This window comes from Ruegeria sp. S84, assembly GCF_056583445.1.
Map to the genome: position 1 here is coordinate 440860 of NZ_CM152618.1, position 15992 is coordinate 456851.

14 protein-coding genes and 1 pseudogene are annotated in these 15992 nt (G+C 57.8%); 9 read left to right on the plus strand and 6 right to left on the minus strand.

The window, feature by feature from the left end:
• The first annotated feature begins 3 nt into the window (after positions 1-3).
• Positions 4-3045, plus strand: a complete 3042-nt coding sequence (locus AC1DFB_RS02300) for an efflux RND transporter permease subunit (protein WP_170625207.1) — start codon at positions 4-6, stop codon at positions 3043-3045.
• Here AC1DFB_RS02300 and AC1DFB_RS02305 read toward each other — a convergent pair whose 3' ends face one another.
• Together AC1DFB_RS02305 and carB are read right to left on the minus strand one after the other, a co-directional pair.
• Entirely contained in the window at positions 3046-3456 is a 411-nt protein-coding gene (locus tag AC1DFB_RS02305) for a VOC family protein (protein WP_480922048.1), read from the minus strand. It abuts the gene before it with no gap.
• A 101-nt stretch (positions 3457-3557) separates the two neighbouring features.
• Complete coding sequence (gene carB / locus AC1DFB_RS02310; protein ID WP_480922049.1) at positions 3558-6902, minus strand: carbamoyl-phosphate synthase large subunit; 3345 nt, start codon at positions 6900-6902, stop codon at positions 3558-3560.
• Positions 6903-7079: 177 nt separating this feature from the next.
• Between carB and AC1DFB_RS02315 the strand changes: the two are divergent.
• The 4 genes and pseudogenes from AC1DFB_RS02315 to aspS all read left to right on the plus strand — a co-directional run bounded on the left by AC1DFB_RS02315 (position 7080) and on the right by aspS (position 11331).
• Positions 7080-8206, plus strand: a pseudogene (locus AC1DFB_RS02315) (aminodeoxychorismate synthase component I).
• Positions 8161-8808, plus strand: a complete 648-nt coding sequence (locus tag AC1DFB_RS02320; protein WP_480922050.1) for an aminotransferase class IV family protein — start codon at positions 8161-8163, stop codon at positions 8806-8808. The pseudogene AC1DFB_RS02315 and the gene AC1DFB_RS02320 overlap by 46 nt, the downstream one beginning before the upstream one ends.
• Positions 8805-9476 carry a CPBP family intramembrane glutamic endopeptidase gene (locus AC1DFB_RS02325; RefSeq protein ID WP_480752377.1) on the plus strand — a complete coding sequence of 224 codons (672 nt, stop codon included), beginning with the start codon at positions 8805-8807 and terminating at the stop codon, positions 9474-9476. The genes AC1DFB_RS02320 and AC1DFB_RS02325 overlap by 4 nt, the downstream gene beginning before the upstream one ends.
• Positions 9477-9555: 79 nt before the next feature.
• The gene (gene aspS / locus AC1DFB_RS02330) at positions 9556-11331 is read left to right on the plus strand and encodes an aspartate--tRNA ligase (RefSeq protein ID WP_480454147.1); all 1776 of its coding nucleotides are present in this window, start codon (positions 9556-9558) and stop codon (positions 11329-11331) included.
• Between the two features lie 232 nt (positions 11332-11563).
• Here the strand turns inward: aspS and AC1DFB_RS02335 are convergent, their stop codons facing one another.
• On the minus strand, positions 11564-12289 hold the full coding sequence (locus AC1DFB_RS02335; RefSeq protein ID WP_480922051.1) for a response regulator: 726 nt from the start codon (positions 12287-12289) through the stop codon (positions 11564-11566).
• A 134-nt stretch (positions 12290-12423) separates the two neighbouring features.
• Between AC1DFB_RS02335 and mce the strand changes: the two genes are divergently transcribed.
• Both mce and AC1DFB_RS02345 read left to right on the plus strand, forming a co-directional pair.
• Positions 12424-12828, plus strand: a complete 405-nt coding sequence (gene mce / locus AC1DFB_RS02340; protein ID WP_010441821.1) for a methylmalonyl-CoA epimerase — start codon at positions 12424-12426, stop codon at positions 12826-12828.
• A 5-nt stretch (positions 12829-12833) separates the two neighbouring features.
• A complete protein-coding gene (locus tag AC1DFB_RS02345; protein WP_170392343.1) occupies positions 12834-13109 on the plus strand; it encodes a DUF1467 family protein in 276 nt (91 codons plus the stop codon).
• Between the two features lies 1 nt (position 13110).
• On the opposite strand, the gene AC1DFB_RS02350 is transcribed toward AC1DFB_RS02345, so the two are convergent.
• The 3 genes from AC1DFB_RS02350 to AC1DFB_RS02360 all read right to left on the minus strand — a co-directional run bounded on the left by AC1DFB_RS02350 (position 13111) and on the right by AC1DFB_RS02360 (position 14769).
• Positions 13111-13809: an EI24 domain-containing protein gene (locus AC1DFB_RS02350; RefSeq protein ID WP_170401754.1), complete on the minus strand. Its 699-nt coding sequence runs from the start codon at positions 13807-13809 to the stop codon at positions 13111-13113.
• Complete coding sequence (locus tag AC1DFB_RS02355; RefSeq protein WP_480922052.1) at positions 13806-14384, minus strand: nitroreductase family protein; 579 nt, start codon at positions 14382-14384, stop codon at positions 13806-13808. The genes AC1DFB_RS02350 and AC1DFB_RS02355 overlap by 4 nt, the downstream gene beginning before the upstream one ends.
• A 136-nt stretch (positions 14385-14520) precedes the next feature.
• A complete protein-coding gene (locus tag AC1DFB_RS02360; RefSeq protein WP_170392337.1) occupies positions 14521-14769 on the minus strand; it encodes a hypothetical protein in 249 nt (82 codons plus the stop codon).
• A gap of 121 nt (positions 14770-14890) precedes the next feature.
• Here AC1DFB_RS02360 and AC1DFB_RS02365 point away from each other — a divergent pair, with 121 nt between their 5' ends.
• Together AC1DFB_RS02365 and AC1DFB_RS02370 are read left to right on the plus strand one after the other, a co-directional pair.
• Complete coding sequence (locus AC1DFB_RS02365) at positions 14891-15592, plus strand: M48 family metallopeptidase (protein WP_170420619.1); 702 nt, start codon at positions 14891-14893, stop codon at positions 15590-15592.
• A complete protein-coding gene (locus AC1DFB_RS02370; protein WP_170392333.1) occupies positions 15592-15960 on the plus strand; it encodes a YigZ family protein in 369 nt (122 codons plus the stop codon). The genes AC1DFB_RS02365 and AC1DFB_RS02370 overlap by 1 nt, the downstream gene beginning before the upstream one ends.
• The last annotated feature ends 32 nt before the right edge of the window (positions 15961-15992 follow it).

Consider the following 15992-nt stretch of genomic DNA (forward strand, 5'->3'; position numbering starts at 1 on the left):
TTCATGAGCATCGCACGCGCTTCGATCGACCGGCCTCTCTATACGTGGCTGTTCATCCTGATTGCCCTGTTCGGCGGCATTTGGGGTTTCACGTCGCTAGGTCGCCTTGAAGACCCGGCCTTCACCATCAAACAGGCGGTGATCGCCACGCAATATCCCGGTGCGACTGCCGAACAGGTGGCGCTGGAGGTGTCAGAACCGTTGGAATCTGCCATTCAGCAGATGGGCGAGGTGGATGTCATCACCTCGGTCAACCAGCCGGGACAGTCGCTGATCGAGGTTGAGATTAAATCCACCTATGACGGCAGTGAGTTGCCCGACATCTGGACCCGTCTGCGCGCCAAGGTGCGCGATGCAGCACGCGGTCTGCCTTCGGGCGTGGGTGCGCCTTATGTGAATGACGGGTTCGGGGATGTGTTCGGCCTGTTCTATGCCGTTACGGCAGAAGGGTTTTCTGACGCCGAGAAGCACGAACTGGCGACCTTCCTTCGCCGCGAATTGCTGACGGTAAGCGGTGTTGCAGATGTCGAGGTTCAGGGCTTGCCGGATGAGGCGATCTTTATTGAGCCGGACCTGTCGATCTCGGTCAATCAGAACGTTCCGCTGCAGGCGATCAACGAAGCTATCGCAAACGCAGACTCGGTCAACGCTTCGGGTTCGCTGAGATCCAATAGTGACCGCACCACGATCTTGACGGCCGAGGGCTCGGACAGCGTGTCGGCGATCGCCGGCCTGTCGGTTGGATCGCAGGGGCAGGTGATCAATCTGTTTGATATGTCAGATGTCTATCGCGGGCGGCAGAATGATCCCGATATCATGATCCGATTCAACGGCGCTGAAGCTTTCACGCTGGGTATCGCTGGGCTGGCCACTGAAAACATCGTCGAAGTCGGGCAGCGTGCAGATGCCAAACTGGCCGAACTGGATTCCGAAATCCCCTTTGGTGTCGAAATCCTGCCCATCTATCAGCAGCATGTTGTTGTCGATGAGGCCTCGAACGCCTTCCTGCTGAACCTCGCCATGTCAGTCAGCATCGTTGTTGCGGTTCTGGGCATTTTCATGGGCTGGCGTGCCGCAATTGTCGTTGGGTCCACCTTGTTGCTGACCGTTGTGGGTACTTTGCTCTTCATGTCGATGTTCTCGATCGAGATGGAACGGATCTCGCTGGGCGCTCTGATCATCGCCATGGGGATGCTGGTCGACAACGCCATCGTGGTGGCCGAAGGAATGCAGATTTCGATGTTGCGGGGAAAATCCTCGCGCGATGCTGCGGAAGAGGTTGCGTCAAAAACGCAGATCCCACTTCTGGGCGCGACGGTGATCGGGATCATGGCTTTCGCCGGGATCGGGCTCAGTCCTGACGCGACCGGGGAATTCCTGTTCTCGTTATTTGCCGTGATCGGCATTTCACTACTGCTGAGCTGGGTTCTGGCCATCACGGTGACACCTTTGCTTGGGCACTATTTCTTCAAGCAGGGCAAAGAGGGTGAGGTGGATGCCTATGGCGGCACCCTGTTCCGCGTCTACGGTGCAATCCTGAACTGGGCGCTTCGGTTCCGATGGCTGGTAGTGGCCGGGTTGATCGGGGTCACAGTCGTCTGTTTTGCGGGCTTTGGACTGATGAAACAGCAATTCTTCCCAAACTCGAACACGCCGTTGTTCTTCGTGCACTACAAGCTGCCACAAGGCACGCCGATCGCCCGCACGGCGGAAGATATGGCCGTATTCGAGGACTGGCTGGCCGAACGTGATGACGTCGTCTCGGTTGCCACATTCGTCGGGCAGGGTGCCACGCGGTTCATGTTGACCTACGCTGCCGAGAAGCCAAACCCAAGCTATGGACATATGATCATCCGCACCGAGGCTTTGGACGACATTCCTGCCTTGCAAGCCGATCTTGAGGAGTTCGGTTCAGCCCAGTTCCCCGAAGGCGAGTTCCGAACCAAACGCCTGATTTTTGGTCCCGGTGGCGGCGATCCAATCCAGGCTCGGTTCTCGGGTAGTGATCCGGTTGTTCTGCGTCAACTGGCCGAAGAAGCGGTACAGCGCATGTCAGCCGCATCTCCGAATGCGCTACATGTGCATCACGACTGGCGTGAGCAGGAATTGGCCGTGCAGCCGATCTATGCCACGGAGCGCGCCCAAACAGCAGGCGTATCGCGCGAAGACATTGCGGCTACGTTGCAATTTTCGACCGATGGCATCACGGGCGGCGTTTTGCGCGAGCGAGACCGCCAGATCCCGATCATCCTGCGCCGTCCGGCGGATGGGGACTATTCGATCGTCGATCAGGTGGTTTACTCCGATCAGTCGGAACGTTTCGTTCCAATCGAGCAGATGGTGGACGGCTTCGACTACAAGGCGCTCAATACGCTGGTTCATCGCCGTGACCGGGTGTTGACCATCACTGTTGGAGCAGACATCCCCCCTGACATGACCGCCGCGCAGGTCCACTCCGAAGTACGCAGTGCCATTGAAGCGATGGAACTGCCGATCGGCTATCGTATGGAATGGGGGGGCGAGTTCGAGGATTCAGGCGACGCGCAGGCCAGCCTTGGGCGGCAGTTGCCGCTGAGCTTGCTGATTATGGTGTTGATTTCTGTATTGCTGTTCAATGCAATCCGGCAACCGGTCATTATCTGGCTACTGGTCCCGATGTCCGTAAATGGCGTAGTTATCGGTCTGCTTGGAACAGGCCTGCCCTTCACCTTCACAGCGCTATTGGGGCTGTTAAGTCTGTCAGGGATGCTGATCAAGAACGGCATCGTACTGGTCGAAGAAATCGATCTGGTCCGCGCTACTGGTAAAGCCCTGCGTCCTGCGATTGTTGAAGCCTCTGTCTCGCGTCTGCGCCCGGTAATGTTGGCGGCGATCACGACGATTCTGGGGATGGCACCGCTTCTGACGGATGCGTTCTTTGTGTCCATGGCAGTCACGATCATGGGCGGTCTGGCCTTTGCCACGATCCTGACCATGGTTGCCGCACCTGTCTTCTACATGTTGTTTTTCAACCGTGAAGAAAAGCGACGTCTGGCTGCTGGTTGATCATCCGCCCGAATCCTCCTTTGGATCATAATGGCAATAAAAACAGGATAGCTTGTTGCCATCGGGGTCGCGCAGATAGGCCACATAGAATCCGGGCTCGTAATGAGGTCGGACGCCCGGTTTGCCTTCATCCGTGCCGCCGTTTTCCAGACCCGTGGCATGGAAATGCCGAACCTGAACGGCACTCTGAGCGGGAAAGGCGATCATCGTGCCATTGCCGGTACTGGCGGGGGCTCCGTCAAAAGGTCTGCAGATCCAAAACCCGGTGCCGCTGTCGGGGTCGGTTCCCCATCCAGCCCATCCGTCGATCCATCCGGGCAGGCGTGGCTGACCAAGAACTGCGAAGATCGCATCATAAAAGCGGATAGCCCGCGGCAGGTCGTTGCTTCCGTATGTGGTGTAGAGGTCCATGAGCACTCCTTCCCCGCCCATCATGTGGGCGATGGGCAAGGAGGGGAAGAAAAAAGACCCCGGCCGAGACCGGGGTCCATTCATTCATACCGTTGCCGGGCTTAGCCCTGCAGCGATTTCACCTCAACATCGCCTTCGGCCTGCGCCTTGATCGCCAGCGCGGCGGCATAGCTTGCTGCGGCTGTGGTGTAATAGGGGATCTTGTCATACAGCGCGATCGACCGGATTGATCGGCTGTCTTCCACCGCCTGTGCGCCTTCGGTCGAGTTCATGACCAGCTGCACGCCGCCGTCCTTCATCAGGTCGGTCACATCCGGGCGGCCTTCGTACACTTTGTTGACCACGCCGCACGGCACACTTTCTTCAGTCAGCCAGGCTTGTGTGCCGCGGGTCGCAACAAGCTCAAAGCCTTGCTCAACCAGAACACGCGCTGCTTCGAGCATATCCGGCCCTTTGTCAGCATCCTTGATCGAGATAAACGCACGACCTGCGCTGGGCAGCACCATACCGGCCCCCATTTGTGCTTTAAGGAAAGCGCGCGGGAAGTCGCGATCCCAGCCCATGACCTCTCCGGTCGAACGCATTTCAGGGCCCAGGATGGTGTCAACGCCGGGGAAGCGGGCGAAAGGCAAAACGGCTTCTTTTACCGAGAACCATGGCATGTCGGGGTCGGCCAGCGTCATCTGGTCAGCGATTTTGGTGTCATCGACAGTTTTGTAAGGGGGGCGTTTCGGGAAATTCGCCAGTTTCTCACCGGCCATCACACGCGCAGCGATAGAGGCAATCGCGCTGTCAGTGGCTTTGGCCACAAAAGGCACGGTGCGGCTGGCACGAGGGTTGACCTCAATCAGGTAAATCTCGTCATCCTTGATGGCGAACTGCACGTTCATCAGGCCGACGACATTCAGCGCCTTGGCCAGCTTGAACGCCTGATCCTTAATCTGTTCGATGATCTCTTTCGACAGCGAATAAGGCGGCAGCGAACAGGCCGAGTCGCCCGAGTGCACGCCGGCCTCTTCGATGTGCTGCATGATGCCTGCAACATGCACGTCGTTACCGTCGCACAGCGCGTCCACGTCCAGTTCGACCGCACCGGCCAGATAGCTGTCCAGAAGAACCGGGCTGTCGCCGGATACCACTACGGCCTCATTGATGTAGCGGCGTAGCTGATCCATATCGCGCACGATTTCCATCGCGCGGCCGCCCAGAACATAGGAGGGGCGGATGACCAGCGGGAAGCCGATATCTTCGGCAATCTCCAGCGCCTTTTCGTCGGTCGAGGCGATGCCGTTCTTGGGCTGCTTCAGGCCCAGTTCATTGACCAGCGCCTGGAAACGCTCACGATCTTCGGCGAGGTCGATCGCGTCGGGCGTGGTACCGAGGATCGGGATACCTTCAGCCTCCAACGCATTGGCCAGTTTCAGCGGGGTCTGCCCGCCAAACTGAACGATCACTCCATGCAGCGTGCCGGCTTCCTGTTCCTTCGTAAGGATTTCCATGACGTGTTCGAAGGTCAGCGGCTCGAAATACAAACGGTCCGAGGTGTCATAGTCCGTTGAGACCGTCTCGGGGTTGCAGTTGACCATGATGGTCTCATATCCGGCTTCGGTCAGCGCGAAACAGGCGTGGCAGCAGCAGTAATCGAACTCGATGCCCTGGCCGATCCGGTTCGGACCACCACCAAGGATGACGACCTTTTTGCGGTCGCTTGGACGTGCCTCGCATTCGACCTCACCCATCATCGGGGCTTCGTAGGTCGAGTACATATAGGGGGTCTGCGCCTCGAACTCAGCCGCACAGGTGTCGATGCGTTTGAAGACGGCGTTCACACCCAGATTGCGGCGGGCGCGGCGAACATTGTCTTCGTCGCGGCCGGTCAGGTTGCCCAGACGCGCGTCGGTGAAGCCCAGCATTTTCAGCCTGCGGATACCGTCTTCGGTTACCGGCAAGCCGTCTTTACGCACGGTGCGCTCGGCCTCGATGATCTCGCGAATGCGAGCCAGGAACCATGGGTCGAACTTGGTGACACCGAAAATCTCATCGTCGGTCAGACCGTGACGCATAGACTGCGCGATTGTGCGCAGACGATCGGGGGTCTGCTGGCTGATTGCTTTGATCACGGCGGCCTTGTCGTCGGCTTCTTCCCATACTCCGACGTTCAGACCGGGGATTTCGATCTCATCAAAGCCTGTCAGACCCGACTCCATCGAGGCCAGAGCCTTTTGCATCGATTCGTGAATGGTGCGGCCGATGGACATGGCCTCACCCACCGACTTCATGGCGGTGGTCAGATAGGGTTCCGAACCGGGGAATTTCTCAAAGGCAAATTTCGGGATTTTGGTGACAACATAGTCGATGGTCGGCTCGAACGAGGCCGGGGTGACCTTGGTGATGTCATTGTCCAGCTCGTCCAGCGTGTACCCAACGGCCAGTTTTGCGGCGATCTTGGCAATCGGGAAACCGGTCGCCTTCGAGGCCAGCGCAGAAGAGCGCGATACACGCGGATTCATCTCGATCACTACCATGCGGCCATCTACCGGGTTGATCGCCCATTGCACGTTCGAGCCGCCGGTTTCGACGCCGATTTCGCGCAACACGGCAATCGAGTGATTGCGCATGATCTGGTATTCTTTGTCGGTCAGCGTCAGGGCAGGGGCCACGGTGATCGAGTCACCGGTATGCACGCCCATCGGGTCGACGTTTTCGATGGAACACACGATGATGGCGTTGTCAGCGGTGTCGCGCACCACCTCCATCTCGTATTCTTTCCACCCCAGAAGACTTTCATCGATCAGGATCTGACCGACGGGGGACGCATCCATACCCGAGCGGCAAATATGGATATAATCCTCGCGGTTATATGCGACACCGCCGCCGGTGCCGCCCAGCGTAAAGGCGGGGCGGATGATGGCGGGCAAACCAACTGTTTCGAGGGTTTCAAGCGCCAGTGCCACACCGGCGTCGAGATCTTTCTTGCCGTTCTCATCCTTGGGGGCCGTCACGATCTCGGCCTTGGGGTTTTCGATGCCCAACCTATCCATCGCCTCGCGGAACAGGGCGCGGTCTTCGGCCATTTCGATCGCGTCTCGCTTGGCGCCGATCATCTCGACGTTGAACTTATCCAGCACGCCCATCTCTTCCAGCGCCAGCGAGGTGTTCAGGCCGGTCTGTCCGCCCATAGTGGGCAGTAGGGCATCGGGGCGTTCTTTTTCGATGATCTTGGCGACAACCTCGGGCGTGATCGGCTCGATATAGGTCGCATCGGCTAGTCCCGGGTCGGTCATGATCGTTGCAGGGTTCGAGTTCACCAGAATGACCCGATAGCCTTCCTCGCGCAGCGCCTTACACGCCTGAGCGCCGGAATAGTCGAACTCGCAGGCCTGACCGATAACAATGGGGCCTGCCCCGATGATCATGATCGACTGGATGTCGGTTCTTCTCGGCATGGCTTGGCCCCTTCAATTGTCCGCGAGTCAGGGCACCGCCCCAGCGCCCAAATTGTCCTGCGTTATAGGGACCGCGCGAAAAGGTGCAAGAGGTATCGGAAACGGGTTTGAAATTGCCGCTTTCCCCTCTTTCCCTTGGCGCGCTATTCTCTATACCGCGCAGCACGGCAAATGAGGATGCAATTGCGTATTCGTTTCGATCAAGGACCAGCTGGGCGCGGAACCCGGTTTGAGCGTCCGTCCCGGATTATCCGCGCGGATAACGCGGCGGAGGTGCCCCAGGCTCTGGCGGCGCTGGATCAGGCGCGCGCGGATGGGGCCTGGCTGGCAGGATACGCAAGTTATGAACTGGGCTACGTGCTGGAACCCTGTCTGGCAGACCGGCTGCCAGAAGGACGACGCCTGCCACTACTGTGTTTCGGTGTGTTTGACGCACCGGATCGCGTTGGACTGCCAAAGGCGTCGGGCAGTGTCACTGCGTTTCAGCCCCGCTGGGACGAGGCGCGATATACGCAGGCCTTTCGTACAGTGCATGAGGCGATTGGTGCGGGTGACATTTATCAGGCAAATCTGACCTTCCCAATTGATCTCGATGTAACCGGAGACAGCGTCGCGCTTTATGCGGCGCTTGCGGCTGGTCAACCCGTCGGCCACGGCGCCTTGGTTGAGCAGGAGGGGCTGCCTGATCTGCTGAGCCGTTCGCCGGAACTTTTTTCCGAACCGACGCCGAGGGCCGGATCGAAACGCGCCCGATGAAGGGAACTCAACCGCGCAGTGAGGACCCGGTCGAAGACGAGCGTCGACGCGCTTTTCTGTCTTCGGATGAAAAGAACCGGGCCGAAAATCTGATGATCGTCGATCTGCTGCGCAACGATATTAGCCGGGTCGCGCTGGCCGGATCGGTGAAAGTACCCGAGCTGTTCAAGGTTGAGACCTATGCGACTGTCCATCAGATGGTCTCGCTTGTGCAGGCGCAGTTACACCTTGGCGTAGGCCTTTCTGATATTCTGACCGCCCTGTTCCCGTGCGGATCAATCACCGGAGCGCCAAAGATTCGCGCGATGGAGATCCTGTCCGAACTGGAACCTTGGCCTCGCGAAGTTTATTGCGGAACCATCGGTTGGGCGGCCCCGGACGGTCGGTCGGAATTCAACGTGGCCATCCGGACCCTCATGGTTGAAGGTGGCAAGGCGACCCTTAACGTAGGCGGCGGGCTGGTCTGGGACAGCACCGCGCCATCGGAATATGAGGAGGCGCTATGGAAAGCCCGCTTCGCCAACCAACTGAGCCTGATTTCCGTCTGATCGAAACTTTGGCCTACAGGCCGGGGCAGGGGTTCGTCAGGCTTGATCGTCATTTGGCCCGCATGGCGCGCACAGCACAGAAGTTCGGCATTGATTTTGACCGAACCGCCGCTTGGACGATTTTGGATGCGAGTTTGGGTGAGATTGCATTGCGCTGCCGTTTGACCTTGGACGCGGATGGCAAATTTGAACTGACGTCCGGAGAATTGGCTGCCAATCCGTCCGTCTGGCGTGTGGATTTGGCCAAACAGAGACTATCATCATCGGATATCTGGCTGGGTTACAAAACGACCCGACGGGCCGTCTATGACATGGCGCGGGCGGGCTTGCCGCTAAGTGTTGATGAGCTTTTGTTTTTGAACGAACGGGATGAGCTTTGCGAGGGAACTATCACGAACCTGTTCCTGACCATGCCCGACGGCAGACGACTGACGCCCTCACTGCAATGCGGATTGCTTCCCGGGGTTTTGCGCGAGGAATTGTTGGATAATAAAGAAGTTACCGAATCCGTTCTGACCTTGACCGATCTAAAAAACGCGCAATCTATCCACTGTGGAAATTCCCTTCGGGGGCTGATCCGTGCGGAGCTTGTGGCACCTTGAGCAAAAATACCGAATGGGTGGAGACCCCTGTTACCAACTCACGCCTCAGGATTGAGTTTGTGCTCTTCTTTGTGGCGGTTCCCATAGCCATCGCGACAATGTTCCCGCCAAACTGGATGTTCCCCTCGCTTTTTGCGTTTACCGGACTGGGCATACTGCTGCTGCAAGATACGCCCGGTTTTTCCTGGGCGGAGCTTCGGTATGGCTGGCGAAACTGGTCGTGGACCGAAGTCTTTGTATTTACCCTGTTCATGGCTGCCTTCTGTTCCGCCCTGGTGCTGTGGGCGCGACCGGATGCAGCCTTTGTTTTGCTGCTGCATCGGCCAGAGATGTTGATATTCATCTGTATCGGCTACCCGTTGTTATCCGCTCTGCCACAAGAGCTGCTTTTCCGCTCTCTCTTTTTCCGACGCTATCACGCGATCCTACCTGAAGGGCGGGCCGCATACCTTTTGAACGCTGGCCTGTTTTCGCTTGCGCACCTCATGTACTGGAGCTGGGTCGTTGCCATCATGACTTTCGTCGGAGGCCTCCTGTTCACCTGGGCCTACCGCAAGCGCGGATCATTCTTTTACGCAGTTCTTCTGCATGCAATTGCCGGTAATATTATCTTTGCGGCAGGGCTGGGCGTCTATTTCTACTCGGGCAACGTGCAAAGGCCGTTTTGACGGCGCGACCCGCCTTGACTTTCCAAGCCTGACGGGGTGTATCGGCGCGACGAATTCTGCGCCCGAAGGGATATGATCCATGCACGCCTATCGCAGCCACACCTGCGCCGCTCTGACCGCCGCCAATGTCGGTGAAACCGTCCGCCTGTCCGGTTGGGTGCATCGTGTCCGAGATCACGGCGGCGTGCTGTTCATCGACCTGCGCGACCATTTCGGTGTTACCCAGGTTTTGTGCGACGGCGATAGTGCGGCATTTGCTGAACTGGAAAAGGTACGGTCCGAGTGGTGCATCCGCATCGACGGCACTGTCAAGGCCCGCGACGCTGATCTCATTAACCCGAAACTGCCGACAGGCGAGATCGAGGTTTATGTGCGTGAGCTGGAGGTTCTTGGTGCTGCCGACGAATTGCCGTTGATGGTGTTCGGCGATCAGGAATACCCCGAGGAAACACGTCTGCGCTATCGCTACCTCGACCTAAGACGCGAGGCGATGCAGCAAAACATGACCCTTCGCTCGGACGTTGTCGCATCCATGCGCCGCCGGATGTGGGATCAGGGATTCCGTGAATATCAGACACCGATCATTACCGCATCGTCGCCCGAAGGCGCACGCGACTTTCTGGTCCCCTCGCGACTACATCCGGGCAAGTTCTACGCCCTACCGCAGGCCCCGCAACAATTCAAACAGCTGATCATGGTGTCGGGCTTCGACAAGTATTTCCAGATTGCACCCTGCTTCCGCGATGAAGACCCGCGTGCAGACCGATCGCCCACCGATTTCTATCAACTCGATCTAGAGATGTCGTTTGTCGAGCAGCAGGATGTGTTCGACACCATCCAGCCCGTGCTGACCGGTGTGTTTGAAGAGTTCGGGGGCGGGCGCAAGGTCGATCAGGAGTGGCCGCAGATTTCCTACAAGGACTCAGCCCTGTGGTACGGCACCGACAAGCCTGACCTGCGGAACCCCATTAAGATGCAAGTGGTCTCTGACCACTTCCGCGGTTCTGGCTTCGCGATTTTCGCGAAGCTGTTGGAGCAGGAAGGCACCGAAATCCGCGCCATCCCAGCACCGACCGGCGGTAGCCGCAAATTCTGTGACCGCATGAACGCCTTTGCCCAGAAAGAAGGTCTGCCCGGTATGGGTTACATTTTCTGGCGTGATCAGGGCGAGGGTATGGAGGCCGCAGGTCCACTGGCCAAGAACATCGGCCCCGAACGCACCGAGGCGATCCGTCAGCAATTGGGTCTGGGCGTCGGTGATGCCGCGTTCTTCCTGGGTGGTAAGCCAAAAGCCTTTGAGAAGGTGGCCGGTAAGGCCCGTGACGTGATCGGAGATGAACTGAATCTCACCGAGAAAGACCGCTTTGCCTTTGCCTGGATCGTCGATTTCCCGATCTACGAGCAGGACGAAGAAACCGGTGCGATTGATTTCGAACACAACCCCTTCTCGATGCCGCAGGGCGGGATGGAAGCTTTGCAGGGCAACCCTCTGGACGTACGCGGGTACCAATATGATCTGGCCTGTAACGGCTACGAATTGGTTTCGGGTGCCATCCGGAACCACAAACCCGAGATCATGCTGAAAGCCTTTGAATTGGCGGGCTATGGTGAGGACGAAGTGAAATCCCGCTTTGGCGCACTGTTCAATGCCTTCCATTACGGCGCGCCGCCGCACGGGGGCTGTGCCGCAGGTATCGACCGGATCGTGATGCTATTGGCGGATGAGGCTAATATCCGCGAAGTCATGATGTTCCCGATGAACCAGCGCGCTGAAGACCTGATGATGGACGCGCCATCCGATCCGACCTCGGATCAGTTGATGGAACTGGGTCTAAGGATCATCCCGCAAGACTAAATCTAGCCGCCCGCCCTGAGCGGGCGGTTTACGTTTGGGGCAGTGCAATACTTTCGTTGTATTCTCCGCGCCACGCAAATCTGAGTTGCGTGGTGGGCTTAAAACAAGCTCAGCTCAATCCAGTGGATTTGCGGCATCCCGACGATTGCGGATGCTCTTGGCCGTCTGTCGTGTCAGGCGGTAGACCCAGATGCAAAGGATCGATGCGGTAATAAAGTAAGCGGTCAGCATCTCAGATCGCCTCTTGCCGTTCGAGCCGATCCTGAACCAGACCCGCAATCCGTGCGGCCTGGGCGATGACCGGTGTCCCCCGCGCACGAGATTGGGCAAGGTCCCGGGCTGCTTCGGCAAGCACAGTATCTTCGGCATCTTCGGCGTCTCGCGCAACGCTTTGCAGGAATTGTACCGCATAATCCAATGTGCGCTGATCAGTGGGGCCGGTAAGCACGTCGGCGATATGGGCCATGTCGTCCCGATAGGCCAGCGGATCGGGCTGAACGATGTTATCCCTGACGGAATCCAGACCTCCTGGGCGGCGATCTTCGGGCAGAAGTTCAAGTATCGAGGTCTGGAAATAAGCGACCGAGGTCAGGGGTTTGGCCAGAAACCCATCTGCACCTGCGCGTCTGGCGATAACCTGCATGCTGTCATCGCCAGACAGCCCGAGAATGACACCGATGCGGGGTACAGCGTGAGTCATTTCGGCTATCAGGTCAGCGCCGGACCCGTCTGGAAGACCCATATCGACGATCAGGACCGAGGGACGATAGATTTGCAGATGGCGCCGCGCTGATTTCAGACAATCCGCACGACGGATACGCGCACCGCTATGCAAGCACATCAATCGTATTGCATCGCATGCATAGCGGCTGTCTTCGACCACAAGGATTGTTTGGCCCAGCAGCGGTCGCATCTTGGTGGCCAGCGCTGGAGAGGCGAAAGGTCCCGAATCGTCCATGGCAGAACTCCTGTTTAGCAGATGCCTCACGCTAGGAACTTCTGGCTAATACAGGGTTAACGACGATTTGGCGCACTTGTCCTTTGGGTATACTGCCCCCATAACCGCTGCAACGCAGAAGGAAGGAGAGTCCCATGATTGGTCGCCTGAACCACGTAGCCATTGCTGTTCCCGACCTGGAGGCCGCATCGGCCCAGTATCGCAATGCGCTTGGCGCCAAAGTCGGCGCTCCACAGGATGAGCCGGATCATGGGGTCACCGTGGTCTTTATTGAACTACCCAACACCAAGATCGAATTGCTATATCCGCTGGGTGAGAACAGCCCGATCAACGGGTTTCTGGAAAAGAACCCATCAGGCGGCATCCACCATGTCTGCTATGAGGTCGAGGATATCATCGCGGCCCGCGATCATCTGAAAGAGACCGGTGCGCGCGTTCTGGGATCGGGTGAACCCAAGATCGGAGCGCATGGCAAACCGGTGTTGTTCCTGCACCCGAAGGATTTCAACGGATGCCTCGTTGAGCTGGAGCAGGTCTGAAGTCGATGACCATTACCGCCGCCTTGGTTCTTTTCGCTGTAATTTGGTTTCTGACCTTGCTGATTGTTCTGCCTGTGCGCATCAAAACGCAGGGGGATCTGGGGGATATTGTTCCGGGTACTCATGCGGGTGCGCCGGAAGTCCATCACATGAAGAAGAAGCTGTGGATTACCACCGGGATATCGGTGGTGCTGTGGGCGATCATTGCAGGCATCATTATCTCCGGCGTAATCAGCGTGCGCGATTTCGATTGGCTGAACCAACTGGAACCGCGCGAGTAGCTCAGGTTCGGCTACCCGACAGACCGTGATAAATATGCGTGAAGGTCGCCGCTCCTAGGATCGGGATCAACAGGTTGACCAATGGAACAGAGAGCGGGACCGCCATAAGAATACCGGCGACCCAAATGGTTGTCGCGTGCTTCGCGCGCAGCTTTCGCGCCCCCTCGCGCCCCAGTCGGCGCATCGCAGCCAGGGTGAAATATTCTCTCCCCAAAAGAAACCCGTTCATACCCCAAAAGATAAACAACGCGAATGGCGTGAAGAGTGCATAGAGGATCAATGCCAACAGGTTGGCAACGATCAGTACTCCCAGAAAACTGAGCGTATCCCGTAGCGCATCGCCAAAGGGGATGCGCTGAGCCGGCGGCAAACCGGGGTAATGCTTATCCTCAACCGCCTGTGCGACCTCATCCAGAAACATCGAGGTGATGGCTGACGCAACGGGGACCATCAGAAACACCGACAGCACCATCATCAGCAGGAATGATGACACGCTGAGCAGGTCGTTCAGCCATGTCACCTCACCCAGTATTGGCAAGGTGGCCTGATCGCCGACCAGCGCGTTGATCAGCCACAAAAATCCGGCATAGGCAGCCACCAACAACGCGAATGTCAGGCCAACACCCAACAGAAGTACCTTGCGGAATCTTGGGTCGCCGATCTGTCCCAGCGCCTGTAGAAACGACTGGATGATGATCATTCGGATACCCATTGGGTTAGTGCCGCCACATTGGGGCGCGGTCGTTCGGGAGGGGTCGTACCTTCGGTTGCGATATGGATAAAGCCTGCAATCTTCTCGTTTTCGGCCAAGCCGAGCCCCTGTTCGCAAAACTCGCGATCATGAGATTGCCAGCCGGACAACCAATTGGCCCCCCAACCTGCGGCCAGCGCTGCGTTCAGCAGAGCCAGACATACCGCACCCGCTGAATAGGTCTGTTCAATTGCCGGTATCTTGTCAGAAGGTTTCTGCACCTCAATAACAGCAACCGCCAAATGGCCCATTTCGAATTGGCTGCGCGCCTTGGCGATATCTTCGGGCGATTTTCCCAAGGTGAGACCACAAGTTTCTGTAAGATCTGCAAGGCGTTGCATGGCCCCATGCTCGACAACAACAAAACGCCAGGGTTCCAGCTTTCCATGGTCCGGGCTGCGCGCTGCAGCAGTCAGCAGCGGCCTCAGCTCTTCCCGGGTTGGGGCCGGGGCTACCAGCGTTTTGGCCGGACGAGACCGGCGCGCGTGCAGAAAATCCAGCGCAGCTTGGTTCTTCAGGGTCATATGTTAACTTCCTTCACATGGCAGTCTGTATGTCGGAGGCATGCCGTTCTCTTTCAAGGGCAAACCGCTCATCAAAAGGCGACAAATTCAATCTGAATTGCTGCTTGTGATCAGACGCAAGATCCAAAAGGAACCATTAGTCTTTGGTGCTCTCGGACTCACGTATCTGATAAACGCCCTCGGGCAAATCCAGCGCAGCGGCCAGATCGCGTACCTGCTCTGGTGACAGGGTAATCTTCTGGATCTGATCGGTCCGCGGGTCCAACTGCTCAAGTGTGACGCATTCAGCGAAGTTGTTGATGACGACATCCTCTTGCAAAGGCTTTGCGCCTTCGTCCACCAGCGTAATCACCGTCGAGTCGAATTCGTGTTCAATTGAAAACATATGTGCAGAGTGCAGGGCATAAGATCGCAATGCAACCCGTTGCAAGCTGTAATCGGCTGTGGCCCGGCCTTAAATGCCGCGCTATGCTTGTCTGCCGACAGAGTGACCGAAAGGAATGTGAATGCGCCGTCTTGCCCTGTTGCTGGTGATGCTGTTGGCGGCTTGCGATATGTCGCCTGTTATCGCGATCCCGGCCGATCAATGGCAGCCATCGTCATCAGAACAAAAGGACAGGGCGCGCGTATTCGAGCAGGTCAGCCGGGCTGTCGGAACGACCGCAAGCCGGGAATGCCGCCGCCAATCGAGGACTGCCAATTGTGATTTTGTGATTTTGGTTGATCTCTCGTCAAAGGCCCCAGCGAATGCGTTTCAGACCTTGGACAAGGATGGGCGGCCGCTAGTCGTTTTTACACAGCCGATGATCGATGCAACGCAGAACGCGGACGAGATGGCCTTTGTCATGAGCCATGAGGCCGCCCACCATATTTTGGGTCACATCGCCCGGCAGGCGCAGAACGCCAAAGAGAGCGCGCGGATATTCGGTGAACTCGCGCGCAATCAGGGCGCGGACGATGCAGGTATTGAGCGCGCACAGGCGCTGGGCGCTGAGGTCGGGGTGCAGAACTACACGCGTGAGTTCGAATTGGAAGCGGATCGTCTGGGGACACAGATCACTTACGCGGCGGGGTATAACCCGCTGGCCGGGATGGCTTTCTTCCAACGCATTCCTGATCCGGGTGATCGTTTCCTTGCCACGCACCCTCCCAATGCCCAGCGGGTCGAAGTTGTGTTGCAAACGGCGCGGGAACTGGGATTACGGTAATGGTCAACTTAACCCGATTGGGTGTCGTTCTCAGTGATCGCGGGTCGAAATATGCTGTGACCGGCGCGGGGGTCACCAGTCGTGCTGATGTCGATGCGGTGCTGGCGGAACTGAAATCCGACAAGGCATATGCGAAGGCAACTCACAACACGTGGGCGGCCATCTTGCCAAACGGTGCGCTCAAGGCTGATGACGGAGAGTCTGGCGCGGCAATGGTCATTTTGCGGATGATGGAGCGGGCTGAGCTGACGGATCACGTAATCATCGTGACACGCTGGTACGGTGGCAAGAAGCTGGGCGGGGACCGCTTTCGCCGCGTGCAGGACGCCACGCGGGCCTATCTGGACCAGCTGGCAACCGGGCATTGACCTGAGTCAAGGGCACTGTGCGGGGCATGCGT